The sequence below is a fragment of the Cupriavidus sp. FW305-3-2-15-C-LB2 genome (genome assembly GCF_058787575.1).
Genome location: NZ_JBYSZW010000005.1, coordinates 164,655 through 177,422 on the forward strand (window position 1 = coordinate 164,655; position 12,768 = coordinate 177,422).

A 12,768-nucleotide genomic window follows, 5' to 3' on the forward strand; every position below is an offset into this window, starting at 1 on the left:
AGGGCGGATTCAGGCAGTGAGCGAAACGCCCCGGGCAGCAATTATGGAATTACGGTCCTCCCTGCTTCGCTATCGCCCGGTTTGAAGTGGTCTGAGCCCATGCGGCATGGCCGTGAGCAGCGACAACATTAGGTGCAAGCGGTGACTACTTTACGTATGTGAGCGGGATGGGACAAAAGTGCGCCGAACGTCACCATGGCGTTAGGGCGATCCATCCCGACATATACGCCGACGACGCATCTTGTCGAAACGTCGAGGGCTATGCTTAGCCATGGCCGGCCAATTGGGCGTCGGCTCGCATCATCAACCAGGATCAGATCGGCCAGCGTGTGATCAATCTGCACAATATCCATCGGACAGCGCGCCACAAGATGACCTGGTGGAATCTCAGAGCCCGGCTGCGTTGCGAGCCGAAGGGCGTCCTCTTTCCGATGGGCGGCCCATCGTCGCGAAATGGTAGATCTGCTTGGCGGACTAACACTTGCCCCTGCGCATCGCTTCCGAATTTCGACGTCGAGCTCGAAGAGCGGATGAGCGAGATGAGGCTGTCGCGGCAGCCAATCGGTCAGGACCTCATTCACGATTTCCTCGATGGTCGCTGGTAGACGCGGCTTTCCCACTTTTGGGCCTCGGTCATAAGGTATCAATGCGCTCGCCACAGGATCCGCGAGAAAGCGCCGGCGCAAGTGATAAACCGTGGCCCAATGGATTCCAAGCAATTTGCCAGCAGTCTCAGCTTGCTTAAGCGTGAGGGGAGCCGTCCCAAGCGGACGCAACACCCTCGCAATCGCCAGCTCGCGCTTCGTTGCAATCCTCATCGCCATGCTCAAGGCCGTGGTCTTACATACGCGGACAGATTTCCTTTATCGTCGCTGCCGTCTGTAGCTTTGCGAGCGGCGTCTGCACGATTGGTTGCCAGACTGGCCTGATCGTTGTGTCTGGCTCCGCTTTTGGTGTGCTTGTTGGTATCCGTGCTTCTCGCCTGGTGGTCCTACCGACAGTACCAAGGGCTGGGTCTTCCTGAAAGCGAAAGTGCGTCACATCACTAGGGCAACCGATGGATCCGTCAGAAATTTTGTGTTTAGGCATAACATGTCACCAAGGAGCATGTATGCCACTAAAAACCACGACCAGTCAGGCTGCCAACCGTGAACCGCCGCCCCATTCCCGAGGACCTGATTGCCCATTTCGTAAATGGGTCCGATGCCTGCCGAGGCGGTTCAAGACGCCTCGATGGCATTCAAAAAGGCCCTGATTGAGCGCGCCCTGGGCGGAGTAGACTGTCCTGACCGAGGACGGTCCACTGCGGGTCGATATCCCACGCCACCGTGTCAAGATGCGTGAGGACGGCGTGGTACGTAACAAGGCCGTCAACCTGGCCTTGGGCGTGCTGCCGGATGGCACGCGCGACATCCTGGGCCTGTGGGATATTCATGCGGCCAGGCATCGCCGATGCGTACAGCGCGCCTTCGGGTTGCATCGGCATTGCCGCCGCCATGAGCAGCTGCTCGTAGGTAGCGTGCAGCTCCCATTCTGCCTTCGCCGCCGTCGAGCCATACTCGCGGACGTTCCATCCGTTGATCTCGTCGGCCCGCGCCTTCAATAGGCGCGCGGCTTCGCGGAGGATTTCAGCGCGTTTATCGAAGCTTGTGGACGCCCATCCTGGCTGCGCACGCTGCGCGGCATTAGCTGCCCGGTCGATATCATCCGCAAGGCCGATTCCGATCGTCGCCAGGATCTTCCCCGTCGACGGCTCGACGACGTCCGCAACGCTGCCAGTGCCAGGCACCCAACCGTTCGAGAAGATCCGCCCTTCCCATGCGCATGAATTGCTATTGGTCATTAATGTCTCCGCAAATACTGTAGGAATATCGCCAGCGTCATCAATCGGCAGAGCCGGCCAGAACCCGCACGACGCCTGACTCCCTCTTGCCGTGATCCGAGATTAGGAAGACCGCGATCGCGGCCACCACGCCGGGGATGGCAAACACCATGAAGTTGAACGTGTTAGGAAACTGCTGGCTCAGGAGGTAGCCACCCAGTGCGGGCCCTGACACTGCGCCGAGCCGCCCGGCTGCTGCGGCCCAACCGACTCCGGTCGATTGCGCGGGATATAACTGGGCTGCGAAGGCATGTACGATTGGGGTTGCCCAGCCCCCGATTTCGGAATATATTTTTCTCCACAAAGACCCCATCGGGGAGACTCCCCTATGAGCGTATACGTCGCACGTGATCGAGCAAGCGCGCTTGAGCACATCAGTTCGCGCGTAGATAGTACTGTCGATCTAGACTATGAAACCGCGTGGGAAGACGCGCTCGAACTCGGACGACTTGGGCAACAGCGCGGCATCGTCGTACAGTTCCGAACCATCGAACATGTCTGTGTGGAGTCTGCAGATGCGCTAGCCAGAGGGCTCCGCGGAGAAAAACTCACATTCCGACAGCGACACCTCTACTGCCGGTTCGACATGACGGCATTATCCGAGGACTGTCTGTGCGAACTCGAGGCACTCGCTATCAAGCACGGCGACTACATCCTGCCTGGTCACTTGCTGCAAGAAGCCACGCTGATCTGGAACTAGCCAGTTCATGCTGTCCCAACAGCGATACGTTGGGCGGCATCTCGCATGTCGGGCCACCGGCTGACGCAGGCAAGGGACTTCGCGCTCGCATGCCATCGCAAAAGAACTCCGCTGAAGAGCAAGAATGTTGTCTTCCCGGCATGCCGGCCAGACTGCTTCCGGGAGATAGCAAATCTACTTAAGAAGAATCCCTACGGGCGGAAGCATCCCGGCAAAAGTAGGATGACGGGACGAACTTTGCATGAAGGAATATGTCATGCGTCCCCGCTATGCGACTGAGAAGGATTGGCCTGAGGTTGAGGCCCTCCTGCGTGCTTCCTCACTTTGCGTCGAGGGGGTACGCGAACATATCACCCATTTCATCATGGTCCGCGACAATGCCGGGCTCCTCGGATGTGCCGGCGTGGAGCGCTATGGGGAAACAGGACTTCTTCGAGGACTGGCTGTTGCGCAGCGCGCAAGGTCTGCAGGTCTCGGCGAGCTTCTGCTTTCCGCAATCGTGGCAGACGTCCGGCTGCAAGGGGTCGCATCAATAGTGTTGCAGACCAAGACCGCATCCGGCTATTTCGCGCGCCTCGGCTTCGCGCCAATCAACCTTTCTGACCTGCCGCCTGCCGTAATGCGCTCGCAGGAACTCAACCGTCCCCCAGCCGATGTCGGGACGCTGATGCAAATTGCCTTGTAGTAGCTCGCTCGCAAGTTCATTCGCCGGAGCGGGCAGCCAGGCGCATTGCGGAACCACGGAGGACGGCTCGCAACGTTGAAGTCGATGCAAGAATTTCCACCACGCCAGGGTCATCGCGGCTTTGGCTTCCTTGACCTTGCTGCCCTATTCCCTTCGAGCGGCTTGAATTTCCCGAAGTCTTCTTCATGCGCCCTGCTCCCGACCGTGGGCTTTTCGGGGAGCGGTTTAAGCCATTAGCGCGGCACGATTTGAGGCCAACAGCCGTGTTCAACCGGCACCGACTTCGTTCGTGAGCGGCTTGCCGCTTTCGAACTCCGTCACGCTGCGCAAGGTTGTTTCGCAAATGGTCGTCACGGCCTCGCGCGTGAGGAAGGCTTGGTGCCCGGTCACGATCACGTTAGGAAACGTGATTAGCTGCTGCAGCACGGAGTCGTCGACGATGATGCCGGACAGGTCGCGGAAGAACAGGCCCGCCTCCTGCTCGTACACGTCGATCGCCAGCCCGCCGAGTTGCCCGCTCCGGAGCGCTTCGATGACTGCTTCCGTGTCGATCAGCCCGCCGCGGCTAGTGTTGATGAGCAAGGCCCCCGGCTTGGCGCGCGACAGCGTTTCGGCATTGATGATGTGATGGGTCTCGGGCGTGAGCGGGCAATGCAGCGAGATGCAGTCCGCGCTTGCGCCGATTTCTCCCTCGTCCGCGTAGCGTCCACCAAGGGCCTCGAATTCCGGGGACGGGTACTTGTCGTAGCCGATCACGTTGCAACCGAACCCGACCATGATTTTCGCAAACACGCGCCCGATCTTGCCGGTGCCGATCACGGCCACGGTCTTGCCGCACAGGTCGAAGCCCATCAGGCCTTCGAGCGAGAAATTGAAGTCCCGCGTGCGATTGTAGGCTCGGTGGATCTTGCGGTTGACCGCCATCAGCAGGGCCGCCGCGTGCTCGGCGACCGCGTTGGGCGAGTAGTCGACAACGCGCACCACCTTGATCCCGAGCGCCTGCGCGGCTTTCAGGTCGACGTTGTTGAACCCCGTGCAGCGCAGCGCGACCAGCTTGGTGCCGCCGCGTCCGAGCGCTTCCAGCACGGTCGCATCGGCCCGGTCATTGACGAAGATGCACACTGCGCCGTGGCCCGCGGCGAGGCCCACCGTCTCATTGTCCAAGGGAACTTCGAAGTACTTGAGCTGATGGCCTTCGGCCGCATTCGCGGCATCGAGATGTTGACGATCGTAGGACTTTGCGCTGAAGACGGCGATTTCCATGATGTGTCTCCGCGGCGAATCGCATGGCGCGCTTCGCCCAGGTTGCCCTGCACTATCCGCCAGCCAGTGTGGCGGCAACCTGTACGAACAGGATTTTCACGATGGTCATTGACGGGAAGATCATCGAGTAGCCGAGGTCGGGCCGGTCGGTGGGCGCGACGCGGTTGGCAAAGGCAAGGATGGCGGGATTGCCGGTCGCGCCGCAGATCACGCCCACCGCCAGGTCGAACGGCAGCCTGAAGACCCAGAGGCAGAAAATCGCAGTAATCACCAGCAGGGCAAGCAGAATCACCACGCCATAGATCAGGAAGGACACCCCGGTCTCGCCGATGGTGGCGAAGAACTTCGGCCCGGATGCAATGCCCACCTGTGCGAGAAAGATGGTCAGCCCGAAGTTGCGCAGGACCAGGTTGGCCGACAGCGGCATGGTCCAGACGAACGGCCCGAGACGGCGCACCCGGCCGAGCATGAGGGCGACCAGCAGCAGCGCCGCCAGCCCCAGCGCCAGCGTGCCGACGCCGGGAATCGGCACCGGGATCAGCCCCACCAGCAGCCCGAGGGCCGCGCCGATGCCGATCGAGATAAAGCTCAGCTCGGCGGTGCCCTTGATGGAGTCGCCGAACAGCGCGCGAATCGGCTTCATGTGGGCGCGATTGACCAGCAGGCCGACGCGGTCACCGAACTCGAGGGTGAGGTCATCGCGGGGCATCAGGTCCGCATCACCGCGCCGCACATGGGCGATCGAGCAGACCATGCCTTCGGGAAAGCGGATATCGCGCAGCGTGTGCCCGACCACGAGCCGGCTTGAGGCGAACACGCGCATATAGTCCAGGTCTTCGCGATGGCTTGTCATGCGGCCCGGCTGCAGTTCCCCGCACAGCGAGGTGGCTTCACGCAGCACGGCCGGGTCAGTGGCGGTCGCGAGCAGCACGTCGTTGGCCTGCAGGACCAGGTCGTCGGCGGAGGGGTGGTTGTGGTGGGCGCGACGCACGGCGGCAATCGCCACCCCGTCCGGTAGGCGCGCTACCACCTCCGACAGCCGCGCGCCGATAAACGCCGGGTTCGTCAGCGCAATCTCGGCGGTCTCGATCAGCTTTGGCGGCGGCCGCACGATATTCGGCTTGAGCAGCGCGGTGAGGGCATACAGAAACAGGATCGGCCCTGCCACGCCGACTGGGTATGCGACGCTGTAGCCCACCGCGGCGCCGTCGCTCTTCATCGCCGCCATCGCGGCCTGCAGGCTTGCCGTGCTGGTGCCCGCGCCGGCGAACATGCCTAGCGACTCGTCTAGCTTCACGCCGACCAGCGGCACCAACGCAACCGCGAGCAGTCCGGAGCCAACCACGCCGAGGACCGCAGCGGCGTTGGCCTTGATGCCATCGGGGCTGGTCAGACCCTTAAAGAACTGCTCCCCGTACTGGATCCCAATGCCATAGAGAAAGAGCAGCAGCCCTAGGGTGCCAAGGATGGCAGGCGGCGCGGACTTCGGCGCGAACCCGCCGATCGCCAGCCCCACGAACAGCACCGCGCCCGAACCGAGCGACACGCCCTTGATATTGATCTCGCCGAAGACATAGCCCAGTGCAACCGTGAGGAACAGCGTGAGCAGCGGCTGGGTTTCGAGCAATGTCCGGACTGCATCCATGGCAGCTCCTTTCTGATGGGCAGGAGCAAGGGGGGCAGCGATAAGCAACTGCGCAGGGTCACGCGCGCACTGCGCGGACGGGGTTGACAACCGTTTTCCGGGCATGCGTTATCGAGTGCGGCTTGCATGAACCCGATCATCGTGACAGGCACCGGCCGGCACGGCGGCAACCACCGGAATGCCCCTCGAAAATATACGATGCGCCGCACAAGTTCAAGAATTGAAGCGGCGCTCGGTCAAACAGGCGGTTGGCACCTCCAGACACAAATCTTCTGCCAAGCCCTATCTCCACCTTACGGTAGCGCCGGCCTCACTTTCCCCCACATGCTGCGGCCAACCGCGCGCTAGCCAATCGAGGCGATCATCGCGTCGGCGAGATCTTCGCAGCGCATCCAAAGCCGCCGGAAATCCACCAATCTGCTGGCATCCGGTATGTCGGGTGGGAACGGGCACGAATCCGTGCGGAATATGCAGGCTATCGCCGGTCAATTCGACGTACGGCTCAGCTTCCAGGATCCATCAGAAGGCAGCCCGGTTTCTGGGGTCACGCTGATCCTGCCAAGCTGCGGTGCAGGCAATACCCGCAAATGGGGCTGTGCGACAACGCTGCATGGGACTAAATTACGGCAATGCCGAAACCCCTTTCTCCTGCTTCTGAAACAGCCGGCACCGGACGCCTGCCATACCGAATCGACCTGGAGTTCGCGCGTGGCCTGGTCTGGTTCCGGCGCGACCTGCGCGCCGACGACCATGCAGCGCTGCACTATGCCCTCAAGCACTGCCGTCAAGTGTGGTGCGTGTTTGTCTTCGATCGCGAAATCCTTGACCCGCTGATTGCACGCGGACGCAAGGTCGATCGACGTGTAGAGTTCATCCTGAGGTCGTTAGAGCCGTTACGCAGGACGCTGACCGATGCGGGCGGCGGTCTGATCGTGCTTGACGATATCGCGCGCGATGCCATTCCCAGGCTGGCGGCCGAACTCGATGCCGATGCCGTCTTCACGAACCACGACTACGAACCTGCCGCGAAGCGGCGTGACACGGCCGTGCGTCAGGCACTGGCTTCCGACTCCCGAGTGCTGTTCACATTCAAGGACCAGGTTATCTTCGAGGCTGACGAGCTCTTGACCGGCCAAGGCCAGCCCTTCAGCGTCTTCGCGCCGTACAGGAATGCGTGGTTACGCGCAGTGCAGCCGTTCGACCTTCGACCGTATCCAGTCGACCAGTATCTGGGCGCGCTGGCACCGGTGCCCCGTCAGTATCAAAAGGCTTCGCCGATGCTGCACGATCTCGGCTTCGCTGTCAGCAATCTTGCCGAGATTGCAATGCCCACGGGCAGTGATGGCGCCCGTGCACTGTTCGATGAATTCATCGACCGCATCGGCGATTATGGCTACCGGCGAGATTTCCCCTCGCTGCGCGGCCCGAGCTACCTATCGGTACACCTGCGCTTCGGCACGATCTCCATCCGCACGCTGGCGCGAGCCGCGCTTGACGCCGTACTGCGCGGCGGCAGCGAAAGCGCCGGCGCGGCCGTCTGGCTATCCGAACTGATCTGGCGCGACTTCTATTTCATGATCCTCCACCACCATCCCCGCGTGGCCGACGGCAAGTCTTTCCGCCCCGAATACGATGCGCTGCAGTGGGTCGACTCTGTCACGGGTGACAAATACTTTCAGGCATGGTGCGACGCGCAGACCGGCTATCCGCTGGTCGATGCCGCGATGCTGCAGATCCGCCAGAGCGGCTACATGCATAATCGTCTACGGATGGTGACTGCGAGCTTTCTCGTCAAGGATCTCGGCGTCGACTGGCGACGCGGCGAGCAATATTTCGCCGACCAGCTCAATGATTTCGATTTCTCGGCCAACAACGGCGGGTGGCAGTGGGCTGCGTCAACGGGCTGCGATGCACAGCCGTACTTCCGTATCTTCAATCCGGTCAAGCAATCGGAGAAATTTGATCCACAGGGGCGATTTATTCGCAAGTACTTGCCGGTGCTGGCACAGATGCCGGACCAGTACATCCATGCGCCATGGACGGCGCCTGTGAATGTACTGGCTACAGCGGGGGTGAAGCTTGGAGAGAACTATCCACCCCCGATCGTGCAGCACGAAGTTGCGCGGAAACAGACCCTTGAAAGGTATGCGGCGATAAGGAAATCGATATAGCCGTTGCAGATCGCGATTCCGGCTAATGGCGTTCGACCGGCTCGAGCGCCCTCCACTCCCCGGCTGCTCTCCGGGCCATCGCACTAAGCCACTAGGGCGCGGAAAACGCCGCGCCGATTTGCCGTGCCCGTTTCATCTCGTCGCCGTGCAGGTAGATCGAGGTGGTCGAGATCGAGGCGTGACGCAGGTTGTCCCTCACTGTCGTCAATTCCGCGCCGCGCGCCAGTGCATGAGTCGCATGAGTGTGCCGCATCCAGTGCGGGCTCGCCTGCCGCAGCTTGTCGGCGGCGGAAGGGTGATCCGCCTGGATCACGTCCGCCACTTGCCTGAAGAAGCGCCGCAACACGCCCCACAGGCGCGTGCCGGTGATGCCACTGGCCGGATCCTGGCCAAGGCCGCCGATCAGTGGGGTATGCGGGTCCCATCGCGCTGGCGTGACTGGCAGGCCTCGTTCCACCAGATAGCTGTCGAGCGCCAGGCGCGCCAACGGTGGCAGTGCCACCTTGCCAGCCTTGGCTCCTTTGCCAACCAGCTTGAGCCAATGGTCGCCATGGGGATCGCTTTCAACGTCGCCGAGCGTCGCACCGACGAGTTCGCTGGCGCGCAGTCCGGTGGCGTAGCCGAAGTCCAGCACAAAGCGCAGGCGCTGGGCCGCCGGGCCGTCCCAGCCATAGGACCATTCGAGGCCGTCAGCAATGGTGCGGATCAGCAGCCATTCGCCTTCCGTGAACGCGTGCGAGCTGTCCAGCGCCACCGACCGCCCTCCTCCGCGCACCTTGATCCCGGCGAACGGATTGGCCAGCACATAGCGCTGCTGGATCAGCCAGCGGAACATCGCCCCCAGTACAGACAAGGCATGGGCGGTGGAGCGCGCCGAGAGGCTGCCGGTGAACGGACGCCAGTCGGGCGAGGTACGTGGTCTCGCTGGCCCTACCCAGCGTTCCCGGGGCGCCGGTCGCCGCACAAAGCTGCGATAGGCCGTCGCATCCTCAGTGGTCAGCGACGACAACGGCCGTTCGCGCTCGACAATCGCCCACAGGATCAGCCGCTCGGCCTCTTTGCGATAGGTGCGCTGCGTCGCTGGCGACTCATGCAAGGCCAGCCACGCCTGGATCGCCGCGTAATCGTTTTCCGCATCGAGGGCGCAGGTCGCGCGCGGCGCGCGGAACTTCCCCTGCGACCCATCCACTTCATGCGGCAGCCGCAGTTGCTCCCATGGCACGACCATGCCCCGCGGCGCCTGCGCGAGCAGCGCCCGGGCGCGTTCGGTCAGTTGGGGGTGCCGGGCAAAGAAGGCTTCGACCTGTCGGGCCCCGGCCGCGCCCAGGCCGGGGATCGCGGCCCACCAGCGGCGCCGGCGCGGCACCCGAACGGTCAGTGCCGCCAGCGTGTCGATGCCCTGCGCGCGCAGCGCGGCGACCGTGCGCGGCGCCAGCCACAAGCCGATGTCGTCGCTGATTGCCGGTGCCGGCGGCGGCAGCGTACGCAGCGTCTCGATGGCATGGTCCGCTGCCCTGCCCTTCTCCGCCCGCTCGGCCGCGGAAATTTCAAACAGCGCAGCCAGGTCCTCGCGCTGGCGGCTGCGGGCGTATGCGGCAAGCTGGCGGCGGATGCGCCCGAGGATGCCGCGCGACGACTGGCCCTGCGCCCGCTCCTCGCCCAGATATCGTGCGACGGCTTCGCGCGTCGTCAGCCCGGCATGCCAGGCGCGCAGCGCGGCGAGTGAGGTGGCATCGGGGAAGCCGGATGGCGGGGTCGGTTCCGGCGGGGTCAGGGTCAAGCGAGTTTTCATATACGCCAGTTTAGCGCATCGATGTATCTATTACGATAAGGATACTTATCGTAATAGCTGGATCGGTAGCTTGTAGCGCAAGGGCTGGCGCCGGATCGCTGCGCCATGCGCGCAACGGTCAGGGCCGTCGACGTTCCGATGGTGTTGCGGCGATCCCGGGGACTTGCCGTTGGTAATCGGAAGGCGCCATCCCCTCCCAGCGCCTGAAGGCACGTCTGAAATTCGCCAGGTCACTGAAGCCGAGCGTGAATGCGATCTCCTGGATAGTCAGCCGATTCGCCTTCAGGTGCTCAATTGCCAGCCGGCGGCGGATATCGTCCAGAATTTCACGATAGGAGGCCCGCTCCTCCATCAGCTTGCGATGAGGCGTTCGCGGCGTCATGTTAAGGTGCCGCGCGGTGGCGAGCAGCGTGGGAAATCCACCTTCCTTCTCGAGCATCAGGCGCCTGACCCGGGCCGTCAGCGTCTGCTGGCGATTGAGCTTGCCAAACTGTTCCTTGCACAGCTTTACGGCTTCAAGAAAGACCTGGGGATTGCCGGTCTTGAGCGGCTGATCCAGGTACGCCACCGGAAATTCCAGGCCGGCCCAGGTCTCGTCATAGCGTACCTGGCAGCGAAACAGGCTTGCGGCCAGCAGCGGAATCACGCCTGCCTGGTAGCGCTCGCTACATGCTGACGCAGCTCGGCGAGGACCGCATCGACGGCATCCGCCAGGCGGATTCGCGCGAGCGCGTGTTCGGCGCGGGGCCCGGACTGCTGGTGCAAGGTGATGGCTGGCAGGTCTTGCTGAACGCATACAAGGAATGGGGCGCAAAAAATCGCCCGGAAGGCAGCAAGACGTCCTGCGGGTGCTGGCGCCCCTATGAGTTTGCGGCCTGGCAGCCTCGCGCGAAGCGCGAATCATGGCGCGCGGCAAGGATGCACCGGCCCGATTGTGCTCAGCCCGCGCGCGGGCCCTCCACGAACGCGGCGAAGCCGGCAACGAACTCCCTGAGCCGCGCACGCATGCCGGCATCGGTGAGTTCGCCCTGCGCGTCGAATACCTGGCCGGCGCGCGCAACCAGCAGCCGGTTGCCGGTATAGTGCCGCGTGCCCAGCGTCTTGAGCACCGGCAGCCAGTCGTTCTGTGCCAGCACCGTGCCGAAGCCCCCGGCCGAGGCGCCGAGCACCGCAACCGGGCGATTGCCGAAGACCACGGGAATATCCCCGGCCGGCCGCGAGAGCCAGTCGATAGCGTTCTTGAAGACCCCGGGGATGCCATTGTTGTATTCAGGCGTGGCCAGAATCAGGCCATCGCTCGCCATGACCTGTTCGCGCAACGCCACCACGGCGGCGGGCAAGCCCTCACGCGCCTCCAGATCCGCATCGTAAAGCGGAATGCCATGCAGGGTGGCGATATCAAGCCGGACCTGCGTGCCCGCCTCAGCCTGCGCCGCCCGCAGCAGTGCGGTGTTGTACGACTGTGCCCGCAGGCTGCCGGAAATTCCCAGGATCTGGATCATTTGTCACACCTCTTTTCATGAAGATGAAGGATACAGTTTTGCTCATTATCCAGCATGATAGAGCCTTGCCGGCGCGGAATGACTCCACCGCGCCTACACACTTGAACTCCCACTCGAATGCTGAAACGAACCGTGATGAAGATACGAGCGGCCCCAGTCTGGCGTTCGCTTGCCGCGGCCTGGCTCGCCGCAGGCGGTCTGCTCGGGACCGCGTCGCACCGCGTGCTCGCCGGACAGATATGCGATGCGCCCTATGTCCATGACGGCGGACAGATCCGCTTCGAAGCGGACGGATTGACGCCGATGACAACCATTGCCTTCTTCCGCAACGTCAACGACTTCGAGCGCGACCTTTGCTCGTTCGATCTGGACATCTATTCCAGGTCCGCCCTCCGGCGCTTGATGGGGCCGCCCGTCGAGACCGTGCAGCGTCACCGGCTCGTGATTGACGAACGCTCGGGACAGCCAGTCGTGCGCAGCCTCAATGCACGCGTTCAGGCCCACGGCCAGTACACCGAGCTGGTCGGGGAAATGAGTACCAACTCGAACGGACTGCTGCTGTATCCGCCGGCGCTGACAGAGGGCCAGGTACTCCCGGCGGAAACGTTTGCGTCCCGCTACGACTTTCGTATTGTGGATCGCCGCACCGGCACCACGGTCTCTGATTTCGTTGGTTCCAATGTTCGCCTGACCTTGTCTGAGCGGAAGGTGGGTCCGCTGCAGCGCCTGAAGCTTGCCACCGGCACCCTCCTCTGCTGGCCGATCCGATATACCAAGTTCGTGGATCCTGGCCGCTTTCGGCTGGTCGATACGGATATCGAACTGGAGCCGACGGTGCTCGACATGACCGACTGGTATTGTCCCGCCCGGCGATTCGTCATGCGCCAGGAAGTTCGCTACAAAAATCAGCACCAGGTTGTCGATGTGGTGGAAATTGAATAGGGCAGCCGCTGAAGGGTTTCGCCATTGGAACACCTGCATTGCATAGCGCCAATCTGTGGCGGGAAAAAGCGCCCGATCAACGGGCGCAAACGGAGACGACCACGGAGGTAAAGCAGGCCCGGCTCCAGAAAGAATGTCGCAGCAAACGGCAGCGGGGATAGCAAGGCGGGCCGACATGCCGTCCGG

Annotated in this window: 11 protein-coding genes and 3 pseudogenes; 6 read left to right on the forward strand and 8 right to left on the reverse strand. The window is 62.8% G+C overall.

Going from position 1 to position 12,768, the window contains the following annotated elements:
• Nucleotides 1–128 precede the first annotated feature (128 nt).
• Nucleotides 129–824 (reverse strand): TnsB C-terminal domain-containing protein, encoded by a 696-nt coding sequence (locus tag AC3WRR_RS06470; RefSeq protein WP_492294485.1) that lies wholly within the window; start codon nucleotides 822–824, stop codon nucleotides 129–131.
• Between the two features lie 287 nt (nucleotides 825–1,111).
• Here AC3WRR_RS06470 and AC3WRR_RS06475 point away from each other — a divergent pair.
• Nucleotides 1,112–1,426 (forward strand): annotated as a pseudogene (locus AC3WRR_RS06475) (transposase); the annotation flags it as partial.
• An 18-nt stretch (nucleotides 1,427–1,444) separates the two neighbouring features.
• Here the strand turns inward: AC3WRR_RS06475 and AC3WRR_RS06480 are convergent.
• Nucleotides 1,445–1,843, reverse strand: a pseudogene (locus tag AC3WRR_RS06480) (aldehyde dehydrogenase family protein); the annotation flags it as partial.
• Between the two features lie 40 nt (nucleotides 1,844–1,883).
• Nucleotides 1,884–2,195 carry an MFS transporter gene (locus tag AC3WRR_RS06485; RefSeq protein ID WP_010811780.1) on the reverse strand — a complete coding sequence of 104 codons (312 nt, stop codon included), beginning with the start codon at nucleotides 2,193–2,195 and terminating at the stop codon, nucleotides 1,884–1,886.
• A 15-nt stretch (nucleotides 2,196–2,210) separates the two neighbouring features.
• Between AC3WRR_RS06485 and AC3WRR_RS06490 the strand changes: the two genes are divergently transcribed.
• Both AC3WRR_RS06490 and AC3WRR_RS06495 read left to right on the forward strand, forming a co-directional pair.
• Entirely contained in the window at nucleotides 2,211–2,582 is a 372-nt protein-coding gene (locus tag AC3WRR_RS06490) for a hypothetical protein (protein ID WP_010811779.1), read from the forward strand.
• 241 nt (nucleotides 2,583–2,823) lie between these two features.
• Nucleotides 2,824–3,267, forward strand: a complete 444-nt coding sequence (locus AC3WRR_RS06495) for a GNAT family N-acetyltransferase (protein WP_011615230.1) — start codon at nucleotides 2,824–2,826, stop codon at nucleotides 3,265–3,267.
• 267 nt (nucleotides 3,268–3,534) lie between these two features.
• Here the strand turns inward: AC3WRR_RS06495 and AC3WRR_RS06500 are convergent, their stop codons facing one another.
• The gene (locus AC3WRR_RS06500; protein WP_010811777.1) at nucleotides 3,535–4,530 is read right to left on the reverse strand and encodes a 2-hydroxyacid dehydrogenase; all 996 of its coding nucleotides are present in this window, start codon (nucleotides 4,528–4,530) and stop codon (nucleotides 3,535–3,537) included.
• A gap of 52 nt (nucleotides 4,531–4,582) precedes the next feature.
• On the reverse strand, nucleotides 4,583–6,175 hold the full coding sequence (locus tag AC3WRR_RS06505; RefSeq protein WP_492296473.1) for an aspartate:alanine exchanger family transporter: 1,593 nt from the start codon (nucleotides 6,173–6,175) through the stop codon (nucleotides 4,583–4,585).
• Nucleotides 6,176–6,804: 629 nt separating this feature from the next.
• On the opposite strand from AC3WRR_RS06505, the gene AC3WRR_RS06510 reads away from it, so the two are divergent.
• Nucleotides 6,805–8,346, forward strand: coding sequence for a cryptochrome/photolyase family protein (locus tag AC3WRR_RS06510; protein ID WP_492296475.1), 1,542 nt, complete (start codon nucleotides 6,805–6,807; stop codon nucleotides 8,344–8,346).
• Between the two features lie 91 nt (nucleotides 8,347–8,437).
• Here AC3WRR_RS06510 and AC3WRR_RS06515 read toward each other — a convergent pair whose 3' ends face one another.
• Complete coding sequence (locus AC3WRR_RS06515; protein ID WP_492296477.1) at nucleotides 8,438–10,138, reverse strand: site-specific integrase; 1,701 nt, start codon at nucleotides 10,136–10,138, stop codon at nucleotides 8,438–8,440.
• A 118-nt stretch (nucleotides 10,139–10,256) separates the two neighbouring features.
• Entirely contained in the window at nucleotides 10,257–10,784 is a 528-nt protein-coding gene (locus AC3WRR_RS06520) for a helix-turn-helix domain-containing protein (protein ID WP_439668863.1), read from the reverse strand.
• A gap of 23 nt (nucleotides 10,785–10,807) precedes the next feature.
• On the opposite strand from AC3WRR_RS06520, the pseudogene AC3WRR_RS06525 reads away from it, so the two are divergent.
• A pseudogene (locus AC3WRR_RS06525) lies at nucleotides 10,808–10,918 on the forward strand (SphA family protein); the annotation flags it as partial.
• A 158-nt stretch (nucleotides 10,919–11,076) separates the two neighbouring features.
• Here the strand turns inward: AC3WRR_RS06525 and AC3WRR_RS06530 are convergent.
• A complete protein-coding gene (locus AC3WRR_RS06530; RefSeq protein WP_010811772.1) occupies nucleotides 11,077–11,640 on the reverse strand; it encodes an NADPH-dependent FMN reductase in 564 nt (187 codons plus the stop codon).
• A gap of 117 nt (nucleotides 11,641–11,757) precedes the next feature.
• Here AC3WRR_RS06530 and AC3WRR_RS06535 point away from each other — a divergent pair, with 117 nt between their 5' ends.
• Complete coding sequence (locus AC3WRR_RS06535) at nucleotides 11,758–12,582, forward strand: hypothetical protein (RefSeq protein ID WP_492296479.1); 825 nt, start codon at nucleotides 11,758–11,760, stop codon at nucleotides 12,580–12,582.
• Nucleotides 12,583–12,768 lie beyond the last annotated feature (186 nt).